This is a genomic window from Halobellus litoreus, assembly GCF_024464595.1.
Lineage (GTDB): Archaea > Halobacteriota > Halobacteria > Halobacteriales > Haloferacaceae > Haloquadratum > Haloquadratum litoreum.
The window spans coordinates 736,357-758,659 of record NZ_JANHAW010000001.1; the positions used below are offsets into that span (position 1 = coordinate 736,357).

The window sequence follows — 22,303 nt, forward strand, 5'->3', positions numbered from 1 at the left end:
TCAGAGGATCTTCGAGAGGAACTGCTCGCCGCGATCGGTCTGTGGATTCTCGAAGAACGACTCGGGAGCGCCGGTCTCGACGATGCGCCCCTCGTCCATCAGCACGATGCGGTCCCCAACCTCGCGGGCGAAGCCCATCTCGTGGGTGACGACCATCATCGTCATTCCCTCGGCGGCGAGGTCGCGCATCACTTCGAGCACTTCCCCCACGAGTTCGGGGTCGAGCGCACTCGTCACCTCGTCGAACAGCATCACGCGCGGGTCCATCGCGAGCGCGCGAGCGATGGCGACGCGCTGCTGTTGGCCGCCGGAGAGCTGGTTCGGATACGAGTTGGCCTGGTCGCTCAGCCCGACGTCCGCGAGGAGTTCCTCCGCGCGCTGCCGGGCGGTCGCCTCGTCGATCCCGCGGACTTTCCGCGGCGCGAGCGTGACGTTTTCCAGCGCCGTCTTGTGCGGGAAGAGGTTGAACGACTGGAACACCATCCCGATGCGCTGTCGGAGGCGGTTGATGTCGGCGTCGGGATCGGAGATCGATCGACCGTCGAGTCTGATCTCGCCGTTCTGGATCTCCTCTAAGCGGTTCGCACACCGGAGCAGCGTCGATTTCCCCGATCCGGAGGGACCCACGACGACGCACACCTCGCCGTCTTCGATGTCCAGCGAGACGTCTTTGAGGACGTGCGTCTCGCCGAAGTACTTGTCTACGTGGTCGAATTCGAGCAGCGAGTGGTCGGTACTCATTGCGACTCACCCCCCCAGTCTGCGCGGTTTTCCAGGTACTCCACGAGTCGTCCCATCGGGATCGTGATCGACAGGTACGCGATGGCGACGAGCACCAGCGGCGTCCACGGATCGAACGTCGCGCTGTTGACGTCGCGGAACTGCTGGATGAGTTCCGGCACCGCAATGACCGTCAGCAGCGAGGTGTCCTTCACCAGGATGATCTGGTCGTTGCCGACCGCGGCGAGGGCGTTGCGCCACGCCTGCGGGATCACGACCTCGCGCATCGCCTGCACGTAGCCCATCCCCAGCGAGCGGGCCGCCTCCATCTGGCCGTCGTGCACCGCACCGATCCCGCCGCGGACCGCCTCGCCGACGTAGGCCGCGTGGTTCAGTGTCAGCGCGATGATCGCCGTCGGGATCCCCCAGTTCGAGATCGGGAACGTGCCGGGCCACAGGGTCGGAATGCCGAAGTAGACGACGAAGATCTGAAAGAGCAGCGGCGTCCCGCGGAAGAACTGCACGTACGCCGCCGAGATCCCGCTCGTGATCGAGGTCTTCGAGACGCGGGCGAGGCCGACGAAGATCCCCGAAGTCACCGACAGCACGCTGGCCGTGACGACGATTCCCAGTACCAACACGTAGGCGTTGATGAACTGCGGGAGGACCGTCGGAATGAGCGCGTAGTCGACCTGCACGGCCAGAATGTAGAGCACGAGCAGCACGATCCCGAGCGCGACGAGGCTCGAGAGGCCGACGCCGAGGTACTTCAGCGTCTGGTCGTCGAAGAACCCGTCGGCCGCAGCGTTGGCTTCGGGTGACGCCCCCGAGTATGAATCAGCCATAGTTGCGAGGTTGTGGTGCGGAGCCGAGTTATATTATCCGGAGAAGTACTCCGAGTAGATCTCGTCGTACGTGCCGTCCTCTCTGATCGCAGCGAGCGCCTCGTTGACGCGCTCGCGGAACTCGTCGTCGTCCTGCCGGAACGCGATGCCGTAGTTCTCGATCGTGAGCGTGAGGTACGGCGGCGCCTCCTGGTCGCTCTCGGCGGCGACGCCCTCGCCTTCGAGGAAGACGACGTCGTCGCGGTCGTTGGCGAAGCCGGCGTTGACGGTGTTGTCGTTGATGACGGCGTTGACCTGGCCGTTGATGAGCGCCTGGAACGCGCCGTTGATCTGGTCGTAGCTCTTGATGTCGAGTTCGCCGTCGAACTCCGATTTCAGTTCCTCGGCCGCGCCGGCCCCGGTCGTCCCCTTCTGGACGCCGACGGGGTTGCCGCGGAGGTCTTCCTTCGAGGAGATCTCGCTGTCGGCGCGAACGATGACCGTCTGGTAGGCCGTGAAGTAGGGATCGGAGAAGTCGACCTGCTCGGCCCGCTGGTCGTTGATCGTCATCGCGGACATGATGATCCGGAAGTTGTTGTTGTTGAGCGAGGGGATGATCGAGTCGAAGCTCGTCGGCTTGAACTCGTAGGACACGCCGAGTTGCTCCTCGAAGATCGCCGCCGCGATGTCGACGTCGAACCCGGTCAGTTCCCCGGAGGTGGTCTCGTACTCGAAGGGGCGGTACGGGATGTCCGATCCGATGACGACGTTCGAGGGGACGACCGATTCGGTCGTCGCCGCTTCGGTCGCCGTCTCGGTCGCGTCGGATCCCGAGTCGCCGTCGCTCGTCGTTTCAGTTGCCTGGTCGCCGGACCCGCCACCGGTACAGCCGGCGAACAGACCGCCGGCCAGAACGCCAGCACCGGTCTTCACGTACGTCCGTCTGTCCATAACATCGTCCAATTGTAGAGAGGAATATAACAACGTGTCGCTTCGGTATACGTCCGTTCACCCGTCTGAAGGGATTATGAACGGTCGTCCGGCGTCAGAGCTGTTCCCGGGGGCGCACCCGAGTGGAACCGCGAGAACCATCGCCGGCGACGCGTTCAGTCGCCGCCGGGAACGCCGCGAGACCCGGAGACACCGGCGTCCCGACGAAGCGTGTACCACGCCGCGACAACGAGAGCGAGGGCGAGGAGTCCGCCCGCGAAGGAGACGCGCTGGAGCGTCCCGCCGTACACCAGTCGCCCGGTGACGAGGAGCGAGACCACGACGGCGGCGGCGGCCGCACTCAATCGGCGGACGCGGCGGCCGGACCGCGGCCCGGTCGACGGCGAAGTCCAGACGGCCGCCGCGAGCAGCGCCGCGTAGGTCCCGAGGCCGAGGAAGTAGTAGACCGCCTGGATCGGCGGCCCGAACGTAACGAACGCGTGGGGGGTCAACACGAGCAGGATCGGGAGCGCCGCGGCCGCGGCGGCGAGCGCCTTGTCGGTCCCGTCGGAGGCATCCGCGCTACTTCTGCCCGAGGCCGTCTCGTCGCCGGACGGTCCGTACGTCCAGGCGGCCGCGAGCGCGACGCCGGTGAAGATGATCGACGCCGTCCCGAAGTGCGCCAGCAGGATCGCCCACTCGTAGGTCGTCACCGTGAGCGCACCGAGGATGATCTGCGAGGGCAGGAGGATCGTCGCGCCGGCGAGCGCGAGTCGAATCCGACGATCCGCCCCCGTCCGCCAGGCGTGGATCGTCGTCCCGAGGACGACGAACCCGGTGATCATCGCGACGAGGCGGTGGAACCACTCGACGAAACTGCTCCAGTTCGCCGGGAACAGACCGAGGAAGCCGTCGCAGAAGGGCCAGCGACCGGCGCAGGTCAGTCCCGCGCCCGTCGCCGCGGTGTACACGCCGAGCACCATCAGGAGACCCGTAAGCGCGGCGGAGACGCCGACGAACCGGCGGAGACGCGCGTCCATACTACAGCCTCGGGGTCGGAGCTACTTGAATCGATCCTTCGCCGCGCCAGCGTGACGGTCTGCGGCCAGTCAGCGGTCGCTCGGTGGCGCAGATTCGCGGTCGCCTCTGCGGCCGGTTCGTGATCATTCGACCGCTTCGGGGGCGGCGTCGGCAGCGATTCGACACGTTTCAAAGGCCATCGACCGAACGCGAGGGTATGACCGACGACGCCGCCGACTGGGGAGACAGCGTGATCGATCGGACGGAGGAACACCTCGAACACCGCCGCGAGCGACTCGCGGACGTCCTCGACGCGCAGGAACTGGACGCCGTCTGGTTCGGCCGTCCGAACTCCTTCGCGTGGCTCACCGGCGGCAGCAACGTCGTCGACCGCGACGCCGACGTCGGCGTCGCCGCCGCCGGATACACCCGTTCGGACGGGTTCGTCGTCGTCACGAACAACATCGAGGCCGAGCGCCTCGCGACCGAGGAGGTGCCCGCGGCGTTCGACGTCACGTCGGTCCCGTGGTACGAGTCGTCGCTCGCGTCGGCCGTCGCTGAGGCCACAGAGGGTGTGGGAGCCGCCGACTTCGAGGTGCCGGGATTCGAGGCGCTCGACGCGAGTCGCCTCCGCCGTCCGCTCGCGCCGAGCGACGTCGAGCGCTACCGCACGCTGGGACGCGACGTCGCGGACGCGCTCGAACGGGTCGCCCGCGAACTGCACGCCGACGATACCGAACACGAGGTCGCCGCGGGCCTTCGCGTCTCGCTCGCGACGCGCGGGATCGAGGCCCCCGTGGTGCTCGTCGGGGGGAGCGAACGCGCGCAGCGGTATCGGCACTACACGCCGACGCGGAGCGAGCTCGGCGAGTACGCGCTGCTGTCCGTGACTGCCGAACGCGGCGGCCTCTACGCGAGCGCGACGCGGACGGTGTCCTTCGAGGACGCGCCCGCGTGGCTCGCGGACCGACACGGGAAGGCGATGCGCGTCGAGGCGACGGCGCTCGACGCGACGCGGCGCGCGGCCGAGAGTGCCGGGACCGCCGGGGACGTCTTCGACGATATCGCGGCCGCCTACGACGCGGTCGGGGAGCCTGACGAATGGAAGCACCACCACCAGGGCGGAGCGGCCGGCTTCGCGGGCCGCGAGTGGATCGCGACGCCCGAGAGCGACGAGGCGGTCGAGGCCCCGCTCGCGTACGCGTACAACCCAACGGTCCGGGGCGCGAAGTCCGAAGACACCGTGCTCCTCACGGACGACGGCGCCGAGGTGCTGACGACGACGGGCGAGTGGCCGACCGCGTCGGTGCGTTCCTGCGTCGACGACGGCTTCGAGATGGAACGACACGCGGTCCGTTCGCTCGCCGACGAGTGACCGCGGCCCGTCGTCCGTTGGCCGAATCGACGGACTCAGACGCCGTCGAATCGGCGGCGCCGCGGGGCTTCGACCCGGCGGACGAACAACTCGACTTCGAGTAGTTCTTCGTCGTCTGTCGAATCACCGTTCGACAGATAGCTTTTTTTGTGCCGGTATCCTCGCCGCCGCTATGGGACTGGACGACGACGCGAGGGAGTATCACCGCGAGGAACCGCCCGGCAAGATCGAGATCTCGACGACGAAACCGACGAACACCCAGCGGGACCTCTCGCTGGCGTACTCGCCCGGCGTCGCCGCGCCGTGCCGCGACATCGACGCGGACCCAACCCGCGCCTACGAGTACACCGCGAAGGGGAACCTCGTCGGCGTCGTCTCGAACGGCTCTGCAGTGTTGGGTCTCGGCGACATCGGCGCGCAGGCCTCGAAACCCGTGATGGAGGGGAAGGGCGTCCTGTTCAAGCGCTTCGCGGACATCGACGTCTTCGACATCGAGCTCGACTTGGCGGACCCCGACGACATCGTCGACACGGTGCGGGCGATGGAGCCGACATTCGGCGGCATCAACCTCGAAGACATCAAAGCGCCGGAGTGTTTCGAGGTCGAATCCCGTCTCCGCGAGCAGGTCGACATCCCCGTCTTCCACGACGACCAGCACGGGACGGCGATCATCTCCGGGGCGGCGCTCCTGAACGCCGCCGACGTCGTCGACAAGGAGCTCGACGACCTGAACGTCGTCTTCTCCGGGGCCGGCGCGTCGGCCATCGCGACCGCGCGGTTCTACACCTCGCTGGGCGTGCAGCGCGAGAACATCGTGATGTGTGACTCCTCGGGCGTCATCGGGACCGATCGCGGGGGGCTCAACGAGTTCAAAGCCGAGTTCGCCTCCGAGACGGAAGACGAGACGCTGGCGGACGCGCTCGCGGGCGCGGACGTCTTCGTCGGCCTCTCGGTCGGCGGGATCGTCTCCCAGGAGATGGTCGCCTCGATGGCCGACAACCCGATCGTCTTCGCGATGGCCAACCCCGATCCGGAGATCGATTACGAGGAGGCGAAGGCCGCCCGCGACGACACCGTCATCATGGCGACGGGACGCTCTGACTACCCGAACCAGGTGAACAACGTCCTCGGGTTCCCGTTCATCTTCCGCGGCGCGCTCGACGTGCGCGCGACGGAGATCAACGAGGAGATGAAACGCGCCGCCGCGGAGGCGCTGGCGGATCTCGCGCGCCAGGACGTCCCCGACGCGGTCGTGAAGGCCTACGGCGACCAACCGCTGCAGTTCGGCCCCGACTACGTCATCCCGAAGCCGCTCGACCCGCGGGTCCTCTTCGAGGTCGCGCCCGCGGTCGCGGAGGCGGCGATGAACTCCGGCTGTGCCCGGACCGAGGTCGACCTCGACGACTACGAGGAGCGACTGGAGGCGCGGCTCGGCAAGTCCCGGGAGATGATGCGCGTCGTCCTCAACAAGGCGAAGTCCGACCCCAAGCGGGTCGCGCTCGCGGAGGGCGGCGACGAGAAGATGATCCGAGCGGCCTATCAGATGCAGGAGCAGGGGATCGCCCAGCCGGTCCTCGTCGGCGACGCCGACGAGATCGCCGCCACCGCCGCAGACCTCGGGTTGGAGTTCGCCCCCGAGGTCGCCGACCCCTGGGCCGGCGACTGGGACCACTACGCCGACCGCCTCTACGAGCTGCAACAGCGCAAGGGCGTCACGAAGCGCGAGGCGCACGAACTGGTTCGCGGCGACAGCAACTACCTCGCGAGCGTGATGGTCGAGCAGGGCGACGCCGACGCGATGCTGACGGGGCTGACCCACCACTACCCCTCGGCGCTGCGGCCGCCGCTGTCGATCATCGGCACCGCGCCTGACGCCGACTACGCGGCCGGCGTCTATATGTTGACGTTCAAGAACCGGGTCATCTTCGCCGCCGACACGACGGTCAATCTCGACCCCGACGCGGACGTGCTCGCGGAGATAACTAAACACACCGCGGACCTCGCCCGACGGTTCAACGTCGAGCCGCGCGCGGCGATGCTGTCGTACTCGAACTTCGGGAGCGTCGACAACGCGGGCACGCGGAAGATCCGCGACGCCGTCTCCGAACTCCACGGCGACGCGGAGGTCGACTTCCCGGTCGACGGCGAGATGCAGGCCGACACCGCCGTCGTCGAGGACATCCTCGAAGGCACCTACGAGTTCTCGCAACTCGACGAGCCCGCGAACGTGCTCGTCTTCCCGAACCTCGAAGCGGGGAACATCGGCTACAAACTGCTGCAGCGCCTCGGCGGCGCGGAGGCCATCGGCCCGATGCTCGTCGGGATGGACAAGCCCGTCCACGTCCTCCAGCGCGGCGACGAGGTGAAGGACATCGTCAACCTCGCCGGCGTCGCCGTCGTCGACGCGCAGGAGTAACGACGCCCCCAACCCCTGCAGAACAGTCGCGAAGGGTGGAGCGGGAGCACGGTGAGAGGGAGGAGTGACCCCAGTCCGTTGTCACGCCGTGGGAATTTCAGTTAGAATATATACACGATATGTGCGAACTCCTCGGTGATGTCACGCACGGAAGACCTCGCCGACCTCAAGGGAGCGTTGGGCGACCTGATCGAGGAAGCACCGGAACTCGAATCGTTCGTCGGGTTCGTGGAGTCCGCAGAGGCGACTGAGACCATCGACAACAAGACGAAAGAACTGATGTCGCTGGCGATTTCGGTGGTAGTCAGGTGCGATCACTGCATCCTCTGGCACACCGACGCGGCGCTGGACGCCGGTGCGACGCACGAGGAGATCGTCGACGCGTTGAAAATCGCCGTCGTGATGGGCGGTGGCCCGGCGATGACCTATGCCGTCGAGGCCTACCGAACGCTCGAAGCGCTCGAAGCGGAACGGGCCGAATAGCCTCGAAGCCGATCGACAGCATATCGACAACGAATTTTCGGGACGCGTAGTAAGGCTCGGTGTCCCGCACGGTTTCCGGGGTCCGACCGGCGTACCGCCGTACCGGTGTCGCGTCCGCGTTTTCGCGACTCCCGCGTCGCCGGCCGCCCGCGAGCACTCAGTCGCTGGCCCGTCCCTCGAACCGCGACGGCGGCGGATACTGCGGGTCGCGCTCCTCGGCGCCCGTTCCCGGCGCCTCCGAGTCCGTCGCTGCCCCGTTCGCCCGCCCCGTTCCGGCGTCGATCGGATCGGGCAGGACGCAGTGGTCGGCGCGACGGTTCACGTGCGCGTAGTCGCCCGGGGCGTTCGCGAGCGGGTGCGCGGGGTTCTCGCGGCCGTCGATGCGGGCCGCGCGGAGTTCCTCGAAGCCGGCGATGCGGGCGCGGATGCCGCGCCAGTGCGATTCGCTGCCCGAGGGGACCCGCTGGCGGCCGTTCGGTCGCCACTCGGTGTCGCCGCCCGACGCGGCGAGCACCTCGCCGTTCACCGCGGCCGCGAGGTGGTCGTGGTCGACGAGGACGCCGACGCGCGCGTTCGCCGGCGTTCTGGCCGCGAGGACGTCGAGACCGAGGTGCAGCGCGCGATACTCCGCGACGTTGTTGTTCGGGGCGGCGTCGGGCACGGAGATGCGCGCGACGCGGGTGCCGTCCCGCGTTTCGATCACCGCGCCCAGTCCGCCGCCGTCGCGGCGATACGACCCGTCGGTCGCGACGTAGAAGTGTCGGTGGTGGGTGCGCGGCGGGTGCGCGATGTGCGGCGTCGGCGAGTCGTCGAACAGGTCACGGAGCGTCGGACGGCCGTGAGCGGCCATACCCCCGCTAGTTCGCGCGCGTTCTTAAAGATAACTCAGCCGACACCCCCGAAATACCGCCGCGTCCCCCATTCGGGCGGAATAATTAGACCGCCGGGCGACGAACCGACGCGTATGGCCCGAATCCAGTCGCTGACGGCGCGGGAGTTGATGACGACTGACGTCGAGACCGTCTCGCCCGACGACGACGTGAGCGAGGTGCTCGGCCGGCTCGCCCGCGCGGACTTCAACGGCTTCCCCGTGGTCGACGAGGACGACGCGGTCGTCGGCATCGTCACCCAGCACGACCTCGTCGGTCTGTTCCAGACGAAGGATCGGACGCTGTGGATCCCCGTCGGCTTCCCGCCGTTCCTGGAGACGCTCACGTACGCGGTCGACATCTCCTGGGACGACCTGGACCTCGGGATCGACCTCCTGCGGAACACGAACCGGCCGATCCGGGAGGTGATGACCGAGGACGTCGTGACCGTCGCACCCGAGGCGTCGCTGGACGAGATTCTCGACCTCCTCGCCGACGAGGAGCGCGACATCAACCGGCTGCCGGTCGTCGAGGACGGTGGACTCGTCGGCATCGTCGCCCGACAGGACGTCATCCGCGCGATCCGGGACGAGCGTCGGGAGGGCGGAGCGAGCTAGCGGATTCGGACTCGGATGACCATCACACAGGACCGATTCGTCCGGCCGCTCGGTGGTCGTGCCGTTCGCGGGTGAGGTGTCGTCCTGGAAGAGAGCGGGGGAGTCGGCCTCCGAAGAGGCAACAGTCGGCCTCAAAAAAGGTCGTGGCGTGCGCGCCGCGGACGGACAACCGTGTCGGCGAACGAAACGTTGAGGACACACGGGGCCACAGGTTCGCTGTGACCCGGTATCGAAACCTGCTCCTGTTCCTCCTCCTCGCCGCCGCGTGGGGCTCGGCCTTTATGGCGATCAAGGCCGGCCTGGCGTACATTCCGCCGGTGCTCTTCGCGGCGTTCCGCTACGACGTCGCCGGCGTGCTGATGCTCGCGTACGCGTTCTACGCCACAGACGACCCGATCCCGCGGACGCGCGGGCAGTGGACGCTAGTCGCCATCGGGGCGACGCTCCTCATCGCCGGCTACCACACGCTCCTCTTCATCGGCGAGACCGACCCGGCCGTCACCTCGGCAGCCGCGGCGGTCATCGTGAGCCTCAGTCCGGTGCTGACGACCGGCTTCGCGCGGCTGTTCCTCCCCACGGAGCGCCTCACGGCCGTCGGAATCGCGGGCTTGCTACTCGGGCTGGTCGGCGTGGTGATCCTCTCGAACCCCGATCCGGACAACCTCCTGACCGGTGGGGCGGTCGCGAAGCTTCTGATCTTCGGGGCCGCCGCGGCGTTCGCGCTCGGGTCGGTGTTGACCCGGCGGGTCGACGCCGAACTCCCGATCGAGACGATGGAAGCGTGGTCGATGGTCGGCGGCGCGCTGATTATGCACGTCGTGAGTTTCGGGCTGGGCGAGTCGCTCGCGGACGTCGTCTGGACCGTCGAGTCGCTGGCGGCGCTCGCGTACCTCTCGGTCGTCGCGAGCGCCCTCGGCTTCCTCATCTACTTCGACCTCTTAGAACGACTCGGGGCCATCGAGATCAACCTCGTCTCCTACGTCGCGCCGGTCTCCGCCGCGCTGGCGGGGTGGGCCGTCCTCGACGAGGTGCCGACCGTCCACACGGTGGTCGGTTTTATGGTGATTTTCGTCGGCTTCCTGCTCCTGAAGCGACGCGCAATCCGCGCGGAGGTGCCGCGGATCAGGAAGTTGGTGTCGCGCCCGTAGCGGCGACGAGAAACGGCCGGTGAAGCGACCCAGCGGCCGCTCGGGAGCGGCGGTCGCTGCGACGAACGGCGGTCGGGGCGGCGAAGCGGCGATTATAATTCGACGTCTTCGGTCGGGAAGGCGCCCTCGTCGACCTCCGGGTCGTACTCCTCGATCGCCGTGAGGACCATCTCCAGGGTCGCCTCCGGACTCCAGCGCGCGGTGTTGATCGAGAGGTCGTAGAAGGACTGATCGGAGACGTCGATGTCGTAGTACGACTTGTACCGCCCGGCTTCGCTGACCTCGCGGACGCGCATCTCCGCTTCCATCTCGTCGCGGTCACGCGTGCGGTCGACGCGGACCTCGTCCGGGGCGTCGAGCCAGATCCGGAGGTCGGCGCGGTTGCCGGCGAGCCAGCCGGCGAGCCGCGATTCGAGGACGAACGGCTTGTTCGCCGCGCCCCACTTCTCCGCGATCGTCCGGAGGCGGCGGTCGAGCGCGCGGTCGATCTCGTCGGTCTCGTCGGTCTTCGCGATGAGTTGGGAGAGCGACATCTCCCGCTCCTCGGCGAGGTCGCGGAAGATGTCCCCGCCGGAGACGTACCCGCAGTCGAGGGCGGCCGAGAGCCCATCACAGAGCGTCGTCGCGCCGCAGCCTGGCGGTCCCGAGACGGTGATGAAGAGGTTGCTGTCGACCGACCGCGCCGTCGGGACGTCGTCGTCTGTCATAGACGTTGAGGACTTACCACCGAAATACAAAAAGCCGCTGGACTGAGCGTCGCTTCGCCGGATGAGAGCAGTTCACGGACTATCGCATCGGGTGATCGCGGACCGCTTCAGGTGGGCGTGGGCAGCGGCCGGCGTACGCGTTCGAGGCGGCGAAGAACCGTCAAACGTTACGGCGCGGCGCGCGTGGACCCGGTATGACCGACGCCGAGTCCGGGTCGACAGACGAGGACTACGTTTCGGAACTCAGGACGAACCGCGAGGAGAAGGACGACTTTTTCGGCTCACACCCGCAGTCGCCGGTTCCGCCGGAGCACCGCGAGGAGTTCGACGGCCTGGAGTACTTCGCGCCCGCGCCCGAGTACCGCGTCGACGCCACCGTCGAAACGCACGCCGACCCGGAGCCGGTGCCGATGGAGACGACCGCCGGCAACGAGGTTCGGTACGTGCGCGTCGTCACCTTCGAATTCGACCTCGCCGACGAGACCCATCGGGTGCACGGCTACAAGCAGCGTCCGGACGACGACGAGGAGCCGGTCTTCGTCCCGTTCCGCGACAAGACCACCGGGCAGGAGACCTACCGCGGCGGCCGCTACCTCGAACTCCATCCGGCGGGCGAACTCGAAGACGGCGAGACGGTCCTCCTCGATTTCAACCTCGCGTACACGCCCTTTTGCGCGTTCAGCGAGACGTTCGAGTGTCCGCTGCCGCCCGAAGAGAACTGGCTGGAGACGGCCGTCCGCGCCGGCGAGAAAGAGTGGCAGCCGTAAGTCCGGACCCGATGTGAAATCCGTCGGAAGCGCGTCCTGCTACCGAAAATACATAACGTCGCTCGAAGTACTCCCGGTAGATCGTCGATGGCTAACAACCCTCCCGCCGACCGAGACGCCCCGGTCTCCGAAATCGAGTTCGCTCTCCGGGGCTCGAAGTACCCGTTCGTCGCCCTTTCGGACGCCGAGAACTGCGCGGTCGAACTCGTCGGGATGCTCCCCCGCGAGGGCGACCGGTACGCGGAGTTTTTCAACGTGAACGGGGCGGACCCCCAGCGCGTCCTCGCGCTCGTCGATGAGTACGAGACCGTCGAAGCCTCGCTGCTCAGCGCCTACGACGACATCGCTCTCTTCGAGTTTCTCGTCTCCGACGGCTGTCCAGCGCAGTATCTCGGGACGCTCGGCGGGCTCCCGCGGACGGCCAGAGCGACGGACGGCGAGGGTCGGATCGTTGCGGAGGTCCCGGCGCAGTACGACACCGGATCGATCGTCGACGACTTCCTCGACGCGTATCCGGACGCCGACTTGACGGGGAAGCGCGAGAAGGCGGGAATCGATCCGATGTTCAGCGGAGGAACGTACCGGCAACTGCTGTCGACGCAGTTGACCGACAAGCAGCGGGAGGTCGTCGAGACCGCTTTCGAGGCGGGGTATTACGAGTGGCCGCGGGAGGCGACCGGCGAGGAGGTCGCCGAGGAGCTCGGGATCGCGTCCGCGACGTTCTCCGAACAGATCCACGCCGCCGAGCGCAAACTCCTCGCGGCGCTGCTCGAGGACACGGAGTGAGCGGCCCTCACCGAGGGGCAGACGTCGGCCGCGACGCAACCGTCCGACCGTCGGCGTAGACGGCCACCTGGCAGCCCTCGAACTGAAAGTCGATACGGAGTTCGTCGGGGGCCTGGACCCGTTCGGAGCCGCCGTCGATCAGATCGTCGAGGGCGTCGGTGTCGATCACCTCGTACAGGGGACGGAGCTCCGTCGGGTCCCGCTGGGTCGCTTCGGCGACCGCTTGGACGACGCTGTGGGCGGGCGATTCCCCATCCGAACGCCTGTAAACGACGGAGTCAGCGTCGGCCCCTTCGCTGTCGACTCCGGCGTCGGCGTCCGCGTCGTCGGGCGGCCGCGGGTCGGAATGATTTATCATATTAGAAACGATAAGCAAACCTTAGCACGGAAACGGTTTAGGAGACGTCCCTACACATCAAGGGACGGTGGGCGCGGAGCGGTCCGTCCCGCGGAGACGGGACGGGCGAAAGGCGTTTGGTCCGCACGGACGACCGTCCGGTATGGACCCGCGAATACGCGAACACGCACGGACCATCGCCGACCACTCCACGGGAATCGAATCCGGGGACCGCGTCGTGATCAGCGCGCCGGCGGCGGCGGAAGACCTGGTGGTCGCACTCCACGAGGAGTGCGCCGAGCGCGGGGCGCACCCGGTCTCGCTCGACAGCGGTTCTCGGGCGACGCGGGCGTTCCTCCGGAACCACGACGGCGACTTCGAGACGCCCGAACACCTGCTCGCGATGTACGAGGAGATGGACGTCTACATCGCCGTCCGCGGCGACGTCAACGCCACCGAGACCTCGGACGTCGATCCCGAGCGGAACGCCGCTTACCGCCGCGCGATGAAGCCTGTGCTGCAGGAGCGCCTCTCGAAGACGTGGTGTCTCACGCAGTATCCCACCTCCGGCAACGCCCAGCTCGCGGGGATGAGCACGGAGGGCTACGAGGGCTTCGTCTGGGACGCCGTCGGCCTCGACTGGGAGGCCCAGCGCGAACACCAGGAACAGATGGTCGAGATCCTCGACGACGCCGACGAGATCCGGATCCGATCGGGCGAGGAGACCGACGTCACGATGAGCCTCGCGGGCAACAAGACGCTGAACGACTTCGGCGAGAAGAACCTGCCGGGCGGCGAAGTGTTCACCGCGCCCGTGCGAGAGGAAGTCGACGGCGAGGTCTACTTCGATATGCCGCTGTACCGGCAGGGCAGGGAGATCGAGGACGTGCGCGTCCGCTTCGAGGACGGGCGAGTCGCGTCCTACAGCGCCGGCCGCAACGAGGACGTGCTCGACGGTATCTTCGAGACCGACGAGGGCGCGCGCTACCTCGGCGAACTCGGCATCGGGATGAACCGCGAGATCGACCGGTTCACGTACAACATGCTGTTCGACGAGAAGATGGGCGACACCGTCCACATGGCCGTTGGCTCGGCCTATCCCGACACGGTCGGCGAGGAGAACGAGCGAAACGAGAGCGCCGAGCACGTCGATATGATCGTCGATATGAGCGAGGACTCGGTCATCGAGGTCGACGGCGAAGTGGTGCAGCGCAACGGGACGTTCGTCTTCGAGGACGGGTTCGACCAGGCATAAGCCAGGCGGACCCAGCCGCGTACCCGGAAACCACGCCGTCGGGGGTTGAATTCGTCCGCCTCCGAGACTCAATGTTGATACTCGGGGCGAGAAGTCATAGGTACGTAGTCGCTCATCGCTCGTATGGACGGGCTTCCCGAGGGGGTAGGCGACGACCGGTCGGGATTCGCCGGCGCGGTCCGGCAGACGGACGCGTCGCAGTACGGCACCCTGTACGACATCGCTCTCGACACCTCGACGAGTCTGATGAGCGCCGAACCCGACGAGTTCGAGACGAAACTCCGCTGGGGGCTCGAAAGCGTGGGGTCGCACGTGGACGCCGATCGAGGGTACGTCTTCCAGTCGCGGAACGAGAGATTCGAGCGCACGGCCGGGTGGACGGACGAGGAAGTCGACCCCTGGGAGGTCCAGCACCTCGCGCTCGACGGATTCGAGTGGCTGGGCGGCCGCCTCAGGCAGTTCGAGAACGCGGTCGTCCCGAGCGTGAGGGACCTCCCGACGACGTCGACTCTCCGGGAGGCGTTGCGCGCCGAAGAGGTCAAATCCGCCGTGTTCCTGCCGATGGTCGAAGACTGGTCACTCCAGGGGTTCGTCGGGTTCGATCTGGCCGAGTCGACGCGCCAGTGGGACGAGTCGGAGGTGGATATCCTCCGAAGCGTCGCCGATATGATCGCCCACTCGCTGTCTCGCGTTCGACGCGAGAAGCTGCTCAAGCAACAGAACGAGCGTCTCGAAACCTTCGCGAGCGTGATCTCTCACGACCTCCGGAACCCGCTCAACGTCGTGACCGGATCACTCGAACTCGCCGACGCGAGCGGCGGATCCGAGCACATCGACCGTGCGACGCGCGCCGCTGAGCGAATGGAGGACCTCATCGAACAGGTGTTGACTCTCGCCCAGCAGGGCCGAGACATCGGCGACACCCGTCGGATACGACTCGGGACAGTCGTCGAGAGCGCGTGGGCGACGGTCGAGGCGCCGGCGGCCGAGATCCGACTCGAATCCGACGCGACCGTGTACGCCGACCCGGACAGACTCCGGGAGGCGTTCGAGAACCTGTTCCGGAACGCGGTCGAGCACGGCGGCGACGACGTGACGGTGCGCGCGGGGGCAGTGGAGAACGGGTTCTACATCGAGGACGACGGCGCGGGCATTCCGGAAGAACGGCGCGAGTCGGTGTTCGACCGGGGGTACACGACCGACGGTGGAACCGGGTTGGGACTGCCGATCGTTCGGAGCATCGTCGACGCCCACGGGTGGTCGATTCGAGCCCGTGACGGAGTTGCCGGCGGGGCGCGGTTCGAGATCACGGACGTCGAGTTCGCCGCCACATAGGGACCGTCGTCGCGAGCGGAGAGCGAAGTGTCTCTCCACCGTGACGCTCCGTCTTCAGTCGCCGTCGTACGAGAGCCCGACCGTATTCGACGGCGCGTCGAGCGGGCTCGTCGGCAACCCGGGAGCTACCTCCGGATCGTTGTATCCGCCGGGAGCGACGTCGTTCGGTCCGTCGGGGTAGAACAGGGACGCGAGCAACTGAATGTGGTCGCGGCCGACGCCGAGTTCGAACTGGCCGCCGCCGTAGAGCGCCACGTCGCGCTTCTCCGCCCATTCGATCGTCTCGAAGAGCGATTCGACCGTCCCGAACCGCGAGGGCTTGATGTTCAGCCACTCCGGCTCGAACGGCAGATTCTCGACGGATTCGACGCCAGTGATCGGGTAGTCCCACGAGATCCGGCCCTCCTCGCCGTCGAAGAGCGGGCGCGTCTCGGGCGTCAGTCCCGGATCCTCGATGACGGCGTCGGGGAACGCCGCCAGGATGCGTTCGTAGAGGTCCGGGTCCGGGTCGGCGTCGACCTCGGTGCCCTCGTACAGGCCCTTCAGATCGAGGATCCGAACGGCATCCGTCGCTGCGGCCGCGTCCACGACCTCGTCGTCCCACTCGGGCGTCGGATCGAGTTTGAACTCGGTGTCCGGATAGGCGTCCAAGACCGCGTCGAGCCGGTCGGTCGTCGGCGGGTCGCCGAGTCGCATCGACGCGACGAAGCGGACCGGGTCGGGGTCGCGACCGACGGCGGTAGAGAGCGACAGGTCGTTCTGCCGGAGCGCCAGGTCCAGCGCCGCCGACTCGACGGCCCAGCGGCGGTAGTGCCGCGCCGTCTCGCGTTCGGGGTCCCGCGTCGGGAACAGGTCGACGTCGTCGAGGTGGGCCGAGAACTCGGCGAACGTGTACTCGCCCGCGAAGTCGAAGGCCGGTGCCTCCGCGAGCGCGTCGTGGTCCTCGGTGTCGTAGCTGACGTCCTCGCCGCGGCCGGTGTGAGCCGAGCCGCTCGCTTCGGCGTCCGGAGACGCCGGCCCCGAGAGGTGGAACGTGGTCGTCGTCCGGACGAAGCCGCTCGAGGTGTCGCGCTCGCGTCGCGTCCGCTCGCTCGATTCGACAGCGAGCGGGAGGTCGGCGACGGCGTCGAAGAGAGCACTCATCGGGTGCTGTTTCGCGCGTCACAGGCAAAAGCGTCCCGTCGAGTGGTGCACGATCGACGGGTGCCGTCGTGCGGTGGTGGGGACAGCGCTCAGAACTCCTCTCGCAGTTCCATCTCCGCCACCAGGTCGTACGGGTCCGTTCCGGTGCGGATCAGATCGAGGATGCGGAAGGCGTCCGATGGCGAGAGGAAGTGCCGGCAGACCGCTCGCCCCAACGGCGTCGGCTCGAAGCCGTCGATGAACTCCCACTGGAGGAGTTTGCCGAGAGCGTGCTTGGTTGGGACGTCACCGACCATCCGGTCGTTCAGCCGTTTCGCGCGCTTGCCCGCGACGACGACGTTCGCGAGCGTCTCCTCGGCGGCGGCGGTCTCGTCGTAGTGGGTCAGCACGTCCTCCATCTCGCCTTTCAGGAGTTTGAACGCCACCTCGTCCTCGGTCATCTCCATCGAGTTGTGGTAGACGCAGTCGGGTTCGACGAGCAGGTAGACTTTCCCCTGGTCGTGGTAGTCGGGGCGGCCGGCGCGGCCCAGCATCTGCTCGAACTCCTGGACGGAGAGCCACTCGATGCCCATCGCCAGCGAGTCGAAGATCACCTGCGAGGCGGGGAAGTCGACGCCGGCGGCCAGGGCGGCGGTCGTGACGACCGCGGCGAGGTCCTGGTCGCCGAACTGCCGCTCGACGCGCTTCCGCTGGCCGTAGTCGAGGCCGGCGTGGTACGGTGCGGCGTCGTACTCCAGCTTCCTGGAGATTTCGTGACAGCGCCGCCGCGAGTTGGTGAAGACGATAGTCTGTCCGCGATAGCCCTTCGAGGACTTCGAGTCGAACTCGCGTCTGACCAGTTTGTTGACGATGTCGGGCTTCTCCCGCCCGTCGGCGAACGTCACGTGCCGCTCGATCGGCACCGGGCGCTCCTCGAACTCGATGAGCGTCGCGCGGAGCCGCTCGGCCAGCGACTCGGGGTTGCCGACGGTCGCCGAGAGGTAGACGTACTGCGCGCCGTCGTACCCCTCTCGCCGCCTCGCCCGCTCCTCGTTGTAGTACTTCAGCCGGCTGATGAGGCCGTCGAGGCGGTGGCCGCGCTCCTCCTCTTTCAGGGTGTGGATCTCGTCGATGACGACGGTGCCGACGTCGCCGAGGTCCTTTCCGGTCCGCAGCGCGTGGTCGATCCCCTCGTAGGTGCCGACGACGACGTCGGCGTTCGGATCGAAGCGGTTGCCGTCGTCGTTGATTCTCGACGCGCCGACGCGGATCGTCACGTCGAGGACGTCGCCGTAGCGCTCCTCGAAGTCCTCGTGCTTCTGATTCGCCAGCGCGACCAGCGGGACTAAGAAGAGCAGTTTGCCCTCCCCCTTCAGCGCCCGGTCGATCCCGGCGAGTTCGCCGACGAGCGTCTTTCCGGTCGCGGTCGCGCTCACGACGAGTTGGTCGCGCTCCTCGAAGAGTCCGTTGTCGACCGCGAGCGACTGGACCGGAAGCAGGGAATCGAACCGGTCCTCGACGCGGCGCTGGAGTTCGGGGTGGAGGTCCAGCGTCGACGTCTCGACGGGATCGACCTCGTCGGTGGTCGCGCTGACAGTGTCGAACTTCGTGAGGTCGGGGTCGAGACCGCCCGAGAGGAGGTTCGAGATCCGATCGAGGTCCTGCGTTTCGAGCAGCAGGTCTTCGAGTCGGTCCTGGGCCGCGCCGGTGAGCCGCCCCGACGCGGAGAAGTCGAGTTCGCGCTCTAACTCCCGCTTGGCGCAGTCCGGACAGATGTACTCTCTGTCGGTCTTGATCGCCGTGTCCTCGGTGATCGGCGAGTAGCGGCCGTCCGAAGCGCAGTAGCGACACGTCCGGACGACGAGCGCCTCCAGCTGGTAGCCGTCGAGCATCGCCTGTAGCTCGTTCCGGCGGTGCTTGGATGTCTGCTGGGAGATGCGGATCCGCGAGGCGCGGCGGGCGAGTTCGACGAACTGACTCGGGTCACGTGGCTCCTCGGAGGAGCCGCGTTTGACGCGGAACTTCGCGGGGCGAGGGCCGGCGTCCGTCTCCTTCAGTTCGAGCACCGCGCGGAAGACGCGCTCGCCGTCCCGCTCGACGACCACGAGGAAGTCGTCGCCGGACTCGTGGAGGAAGAGCGTGTCGACGCGGCCGACCTGTTTTGACACGCTGGGGGATACGTCGAGGAGGTATTTCAGCGGTTCGTCTCCGACCGCCGCCCTCGGTCGGTCGGCGTCGCGCCAGCGACGACGGAACGGGGTTCCGCGGGCGGTGCCGCGGCTGGACTTAAGTCCCGTGCCCGACTACGGCACGGTATGCGAGGAATCCGCATCGGCAGCGCCTTCGGGATCCCGATCAAGCTCGATCTCACGTTCCTCATCGTTCTGCCGCTGTTCGCGTGGCTCATCGGCGCCGACGTCGGCCAACTCGCCGTCGTCGTCAACGACCTCTTCGGGTCGGCGATCGACGCCGGTCCGCTCACGACGGGCTCGATGCAGTGGATCCTGGGGGCGGCGGCGGCGATCGGGCTGTTCGTCTGCGTCCTGCTCCACGAGTTCGGCCACTCGCTGGTGGCGATGCGGTACGGCTACGAGATCGACTCGATCACGCTGTGGCTCTTCGGCGGCGTCGCGAGCTTCACCGAGATGCCCGAAGACTGGAAGCAGGAGCTTTGGATCGCCGTCGCGGGGCCGATCGTCAGCGTCGCGCTCGGGGTGCTCTCGTATCTCGTCTTCTTGGTTCTCCCAGCGGCGCTCGATCCCGTGAAGTTCGTCGTCGGCTACCTCGCGCTGACGAACGTCGTCCTCGCGGTGTTCAACATGCTCCCCGGGTTCCCGATGGACGGCGGTCGGGTCCTTCGTGCACTTCTCGCGCGGACGCGACCGCACGCGCGAGCGACCCAGATCGCCGCGGAGGTCGGCAAGGTGTTCGCGTTCCTGCTCGCCATCTTCGGGCTGTTCACCAACCTCTTTCTCATCGCACTCGCCTTCTTCATCTACATCGGCGCCTCCTCGGAGGCCCAGCAGACGGTGATGAAGGCGGCGTTCCAGGACGTGACGGTCCGAGACGTGATGACGCCGCGGGAGGACTTAGACGTCGTGAGCGAGAACACGAGCGTCGCCGAACTGCTCGAACGGATGTTCACGGAACGTCACACGGGCTATCCGGTGATGCAGAACGGCCGGCTCGTCGGGATGGTGACGCTCGACGACGCCCGGTCGATCAAGGAAGTCGAACGCGACGCCTACCGCGTCGGCGACGTGATGTCGAACGATCTCACGACGATTTCGCCCGACGCGGACGCGATGGCGGCCATCGAGACGATGCAAAAGAACAACGTCGGTCGCCTCCCGGTCGTCGACGACGCCGGCGAGGTCGTCGGGCTCATCTCCCGCTCGGACCTCGTCACGGCCTTCAACATCATCCAGTCCCGCGGCGCGCTCTCCTCGATCACGCCGAGCGACCGGTCCAGCCTTCCGAACGCGCGCTGAACCGCCTCGACGCGCGAGTCGGGTACACGAAGTCCGCGGCCGCAGCGGGAATCGGAACCGATACCGGACGCTCTACCCGTCCGACCGGGGCGGTTCCGACTCGGTGGACTCGCCGCGCGACGCGTCGAGCGACACGTCGGCCGTCTCCCTGAGCCACGCGACCGCCTCGCCGAGAACGTCCTCGTCGTCGCCGGTGAGTTTGATTCGCGTCTCCTCGGCCGCGCGGTTCGGATAGCTCCCGACGCGGACCCCGAAGCGGTCCGCGACCTCGCCGAGGTGTTCGGCGAGTGCGCCCTCGGGTTCGGGCGAGTACAGCGTCCGCGTGGCGACCGTCCCGTCGAAGTCGCCCGCGACGTTGCCGAAGACCGCCTCCATCTCGTCGGGGATGCCCGGGAGGACGTACACGTTCTCGACGACGCACCCCGGCGCGAGGCCCTCGGGGTTCGGGATCGGCGTCGCGCCCGCGGGCATCGAGGCGTACCACTCCGCCCGCAACTCGAAGTCGAGGTCGGGATTCTCCTCGAAGATGCGGTCCAGCGTGTCCTGGACGTCGGCCTCGGCGACGGGGTCGACCACCAGTTCCCTGTCCAGCCCGGCCGCGACGGCGGGCATCGTCACGTCGTCGGGCGTGCCGCCGAGGCCGCCGGTCACGACGACGGCGTCGAAGCGCTCGCTCCAGTCGCGGACGGTCTCCGCGACGACGCGCTCGTCGTCGGGGATCACGATGATCCGGACGACGTCGACGCCGCGAGCGGTGAGTCGCTCGGAGAGCCACGTCGCGTTCGTGTTCTCGATGTCGCCCGCGAGGAGTTCGTTGCCCACGGTGACGATCGCCGCGTTCATATCCGAACACTCGCGCCCCGACGGCTTAAGCGCCGTCCCGGAGCGTCGGGGCGGGCCGCGCTCCGGCCCACGGCGAGAAACGGAAAGTCCATATTCCGCGGGGCGTAGACTCGACTATGGGACTGATCGATAGCACTCGCGTGCTCGCGGGGATCGCGCTCATGATCGTCGGGTCGCTGCTACTCCTGCCGGCCGCCCTGCCGACCGCAACGGAGCTTTTCACCTACGCGCTCGTCCTGGGTTCGGGACTGCTCACGTACGGCACGTGGCTCGTCGGGACGTCCGAAGGCGCACCGGCGGTCTGAAGCGGGACATCGTTTTCTGCGCGGTTGCGAACGATTTCGACTCGTCAGTAGTGGAATCGTAAAAAATGCCGAGCTGAGGTGCGTTCGCGGGATTACTCGGTCGGTGCGGTAGACTGACTCAGGGTCGCGGAAGTCTCGCCGTTCTGGGAAGTCCAGACAACGCGGATAGTTTCTCCACCCCAATCTTCACCATTTTCGAAGGTTCCACTGGAGCCTGCGGAAATTGTCTCATCATTAGGCCACGTTTGTGGACTATCTACTGAGAATCCACTCACGTTGACTTGATCACTGTTTAGTGAATCACCAGTTTCGTGGGTAATGGTGACGTTTCCGTTGCTGCTCGGAGTCGTATTGTAGTCGAAGCCGAAACTCGCTTGCGGTGCGCTCTGATTGATTCCCTGACCGAGGTTCAGCACGAACGTGCCGATGACGGCTGCGAGGATGACCGTAATCGCGACCATTAGGATGACACCGATGACCGGTGAAACGGCCGAATCGTCCGTGAACAGTTGTTTAAATTTCATCACTTTACGAATTATCGGGTGCGGTTGACTGACTCAGCGTCGCTGAGGTTTCGCCGTTCTGGGAAGTCCAGACGACGCGGAGGGTCTCGCTTTCCCAATTACCGTCGTTGTTGAACGTCTCACTATCGCCAGCAGAAACGGTCACGTCCCCACCCCACGGCTCTGGGTTTCCATCCGAGAACCCTGTGACGTTGAGCCGGTTACTGTCGATCGAGTCACCGGTCTGGTGCGTCACTATGACCTCAGTGGTATCGTTGTAGTCGAAACCAAAACTGGCCTGCGGTGAGCTCTGGTTGATCCCCTGACCGAGGTTCAGCACGAAGGTACCGATGACGGCCGCGAGGATGACCGTAATCGCGACCATCAGAATGACGCCGATAACCGGTGAAACGGCGTCATCGTCAGTGAAGAATTCTTTGAGTCTCATAC

The 22,303-nt window shown here is 66.9% G+C and carries 23 protein-coding genes; 11 read left to right on the forward strand and 12 right to left on the reverse strand.

The features are described from left to right. From NO360_RS03685 to NO360_RS03700, 4 genes are all read right to left on the reverse strand, one after another. A complete protein-coding gene (locus NO360_RS03685) occupies window positions 1-741 on the reverse strand; it encodes an amino acid ABC transporter ATP-binding protein (protein ID WP_305149077.1) in 741 nt (246 codons plus the stop codon). Then, on the reverse strand, window positions 738-1,565 hold the full coding sequence (locus tag NO360_RS03690; RefSeq protein ID WP_256306105.1) for an amino acid ABC transporter permease: 828 nt from the start codon (window positions 1,563-1,565) through the stop codon (window positions 738-740). Before NO360_RS03690 ends, NO360_RS03685 begins: the two co-directional genes overlap by 4 nt. A gap of 33 nt (window positions 1,566-1,598) precedes the next feature. Next, window positions 1,599-2,495: a basic amino acid ABC transporter substrate-binding protein gene (locus NO360_RS03695; protein WP_256306106.1), complete on the reverse strand. Its 897-nt coding sequence runs from the start codon at window positions 2,493-2,495 to the stop codon at window positions 1,599-1,601. A 155-nt stretch (window positions 2,496-2,650) separates the two neighbouring features. Beyond that, on the reverse strand, window positions 2,651-3,514 hold the full coding sequence (locus NO360_RS03700) for a COX15/CtaA family protein (protein WP_256306107.1): 864 nt from the start codon (window positions 3,512-3,514) through the stop codon (window positions 2,651-2,653). Window positions 3,515-3,711: 197 nt separating this feature from the next. Here NO360_RS03700 and NO360_RS03705 point away from each other — a divergent pair, with 197 nt between their 5' ends. From NO360_RS03705 to NO360_RS03715, 3 genes are all read left to right on the forward strand, one after another. After that, window positions 3,712-4,869, forward strand: coding sequence for a M24 family metallopeptidase (locus tag NO360_RS03705; protein ID WP_256306108.1), 1,158 nt, complete (start codon window positions 3,712-3,714; stop codon window positions 4,867-4,869). 172 nt (window positions 4,870-5,041) lie between these two features. Beyond that, a complete protein-coding gene (locus NO360_RS03710; protein ID WP_256306109.1) occupies window positions 5,042-7,285 on the forward strand; it encodes an NADP-dependent malic enzyme in 2,244 nt (747 codons plus the stop codon). A 138-nt stretch (window positions 7,286-7,423) separates the two neighbouring features. Further along, window positions 7,424-7,768, forward strand: a complete 345-nt coding sequence (locus NO360_RS03715) for a carboxymuconolactone decarboxylase family protein (RefSeq protein WP_256306111.1) — start codon at window positions 7,424-7,426, stop codon at window positions 7,766-7,768. A 157-nt stretch (window positions 7,769-7,925) separates the two neighbouring features. On the opposite strand, the gene NO360_RS03720 is transcribed toward NO360_RS03715, so the two are convergent. Beyond that, window positions 7,926-8,618, reverse strand: coding sequence for a ribonuclease H family protein (locus NO360_RS03720; protein ID WP_256306112.1), 693 nt, complete (start codon window positions 8,616-8,618; stop codon window positions 7,926-7,928). 114 nt (window positions 8,619-8,732) lie between these two features. On the opposite strand from NO360_RS03720, the gene NO360_RS03725 reads away from it, so the two are divergent. Continuing rightward, on the forward strand, window positions 8,733-9,254 hold the full coding sequence (locus tag NO360_RS03725) for a CBS domain-containing protein (RefSeq protein WP_256306113.1): 522 nt from the start codon (window positions 8,733-8,735) through the stop codon (window positions 9,252-9,254). Window positions 9,255-9,472: 218 nt separating this feature from the next. Continuing rightward, window positions 9,473-10,402: a DMT family transporter gene (locus tag NO360_RS03730; RefSeq protein WP_256306115.1), complete on the forward strand. Its 930-nt coding sequence runs from the start codon at window positions 9,473-9,475 to the stop codon at window positions 10,400-10,402. 92 nt (window positions 10,403-10,494) lie between these two features. Here the strand turns inward: NO360_RS03730 and cmk are convergent, their stop codons facing one another. Next, complete coding sequence (gene cmk, locus NO360_RS03735) at window positions 10,495-11,109, reverse strand: (d)CMP kinase (protein WP_256306117.1); 615 nt, start codon at window positions 11,107-11,109, stop codon at window positions 10,495-10,497. 194 nt (window positions 11,110-11,303) lie between these two features. Between cmk and NO360_RS03740 the strand changes: the two genes are divergently transcribed. After that, window positions 11,304-11,876, forward strand: coding sequence for a DUF1684 domain-containing protein (locus NO360_RS03740; RefSeq protein ID WP_256306118.1), 573 nt, complete (start codon window positions 11,304-11,306; stop codon window positions 11,874-11,876). Window positions 11,877-11,963: 87 nt separating this feature from the next. After that, window positions 11,964-12,662 (forward strand): helix-turn-helix domain-containing protein, encoded by a 699-nt coding sequence (locus tag NO360_RS03745; RefSeq protein ID WP_256306119.1) that lies wholly within the window; start codon window positions 11,964-11,966, stop codon window positions 12,660-12,662. Between the two features lie 7 nt (window positions 12,663-12,669). Here NO360_RS03745 and NO360_RS03750 read toward each other — a convergent pair whose 3' ends face one another. Next, window positions 12,670-13,020, reverse strand: a complete 351-nt coding sequence (locus tag NO360_RS03750; protein WP_256306120.1) for a HalOD1 output domain-containing protein — start codon at window positions 13,018-13,020, stop codon at window positions 12,670-12,672. 142 nt (window positions 13,021-13,162) lie between these two features. Here NO360_RS03750 and NO360_RS03755 point away from each other — a divergent pair, with 142 nt between their 5' ends. Then, window positions 13,163-14,254 carry an aminopeptidase gene (locus NO360_RS03755; RefSeq protein WP_256306121.1) on the forward strand — a complete coding sequence of 364 codons (1,092 nt, stop codon included), beginning with the start codon at window positions 13,163-13,165 and terminating at the stop codon, window positions 14,252-14,254. A 123-nt stretch (window positions 14,255-14,377) separates the two neighbouring features. Further along, window positions 14,378-15,589: a sensor histidine kinase gene (locus tag NO360_RS03760; protein ID WP_256306122.1), complete on the forward strand. Its 1,212-nt coding sequence runs from the start codon at window positions 14,378-14,380 to the stop codon at window positions 15,587-15,589. 54 nt (window positions 15,590-15,643) lie between these two features. Here NO360_RS03760 and NO360_RS03765 read toward each other — a convergent pair whose 3' ends face one another. Further along, window positions 15,644-16,732, reverse strand: a complete 1,089-nt coding sequence (locus tag NO360_RS03765; protein WP_256306123.1) for a hypothetical protein — start codon at window positions 16,730-16,732, stop codon at window positions 15,644-15,646. Between the two features lie 89 nt (window positions 16,733-16,821). Next, the gene (locus NO360_RS03770; RefSeq protein ID WP_256306124.1) at window positions 16,822-18,879 is read right to left on the reverse strand and encodes a DEAD/DEAH box helicase; all 2,058 of its coding nucleotides are present in this window, start codon (window positions 18,877-18,879) and stop codon (window positions 16,822-16,824) included. Window positions 18,880-19,026: 147 nt separating this feature from the next. Here NO360_RS03770 and NO360_RS03775 point away from each other — a divergent pair, with 147 nt between their 5' ends. Next, on the forward strand, window positions 19,027-20,202 hold the full coding sequence (locus NO360_RS03775) for a CBS domain-containing protein (protein ID WP_256306125.1): 1,176 nt from the start codon (window positions 19,027-19,029) through the stop codon (window positions 20,200-20,202). 72 nt (window positions 20,203-20,274) lie between these two features. On the opposite strand, the gene NO360_RS03780 is transcribed toward NO360_RS03775, so the two are convergent. Next, entirely contained in the window at window positions 20,275-21,045 is a 771-nt protein-coding gene (locus NO360_RS03780; protein ID WP_256306126.1) for a competence/damage-inducible protein A, read from the reverse strand. A 116-nt stretch (window positions 21,046-21,161) separates the two neighbouring features. On the opposite strand from NO360_RS03780, the gene NO360_RS03785 reads away from it, so the two are divergent. Continuing rightward, window positions 21,162-21,350 carry a DUF8178 family membrane protein gene (locus NO360_RS03785; RefSeq protein ID WP_256306127.1) on the forward strand — a complete coding sequence of 63 codons (189 nt, stop codon included), beginning with the start codon at window positions 21,162-21,164 and terminating at the stop codon, window positions 21,348-21,350. A gap of 92 nt (window positions 21,351-21,442) precedes the next feature. Here the strand turns inward: NO360_RS03785 and NO360_RS03790 are convergent, their stop codons facing one another. Further along, window positions 21,443-21,874, reverse strand: coding sequence for a type IV pilin domain-containing protein (locus tag NO360_RS03790; protein WP_256306128.1), 432 nt, complete (start codon window positions 21,872-21,874; stop codon window positions 21,443-21,445). A gap of 4 nt (window positions 21,875-21,878) precedes the next feature. Beyond that, entirely contained in the window at window positions 21,879-22,301 is a 423-nt protein-coding gene (locus NO360_RS03795) for a type IV pilin domain-containing protein (protein WP_256306129.1), read from the reverse strand. Window positions 22,302-22,303 lie beyond the last annotated feature (2 nt).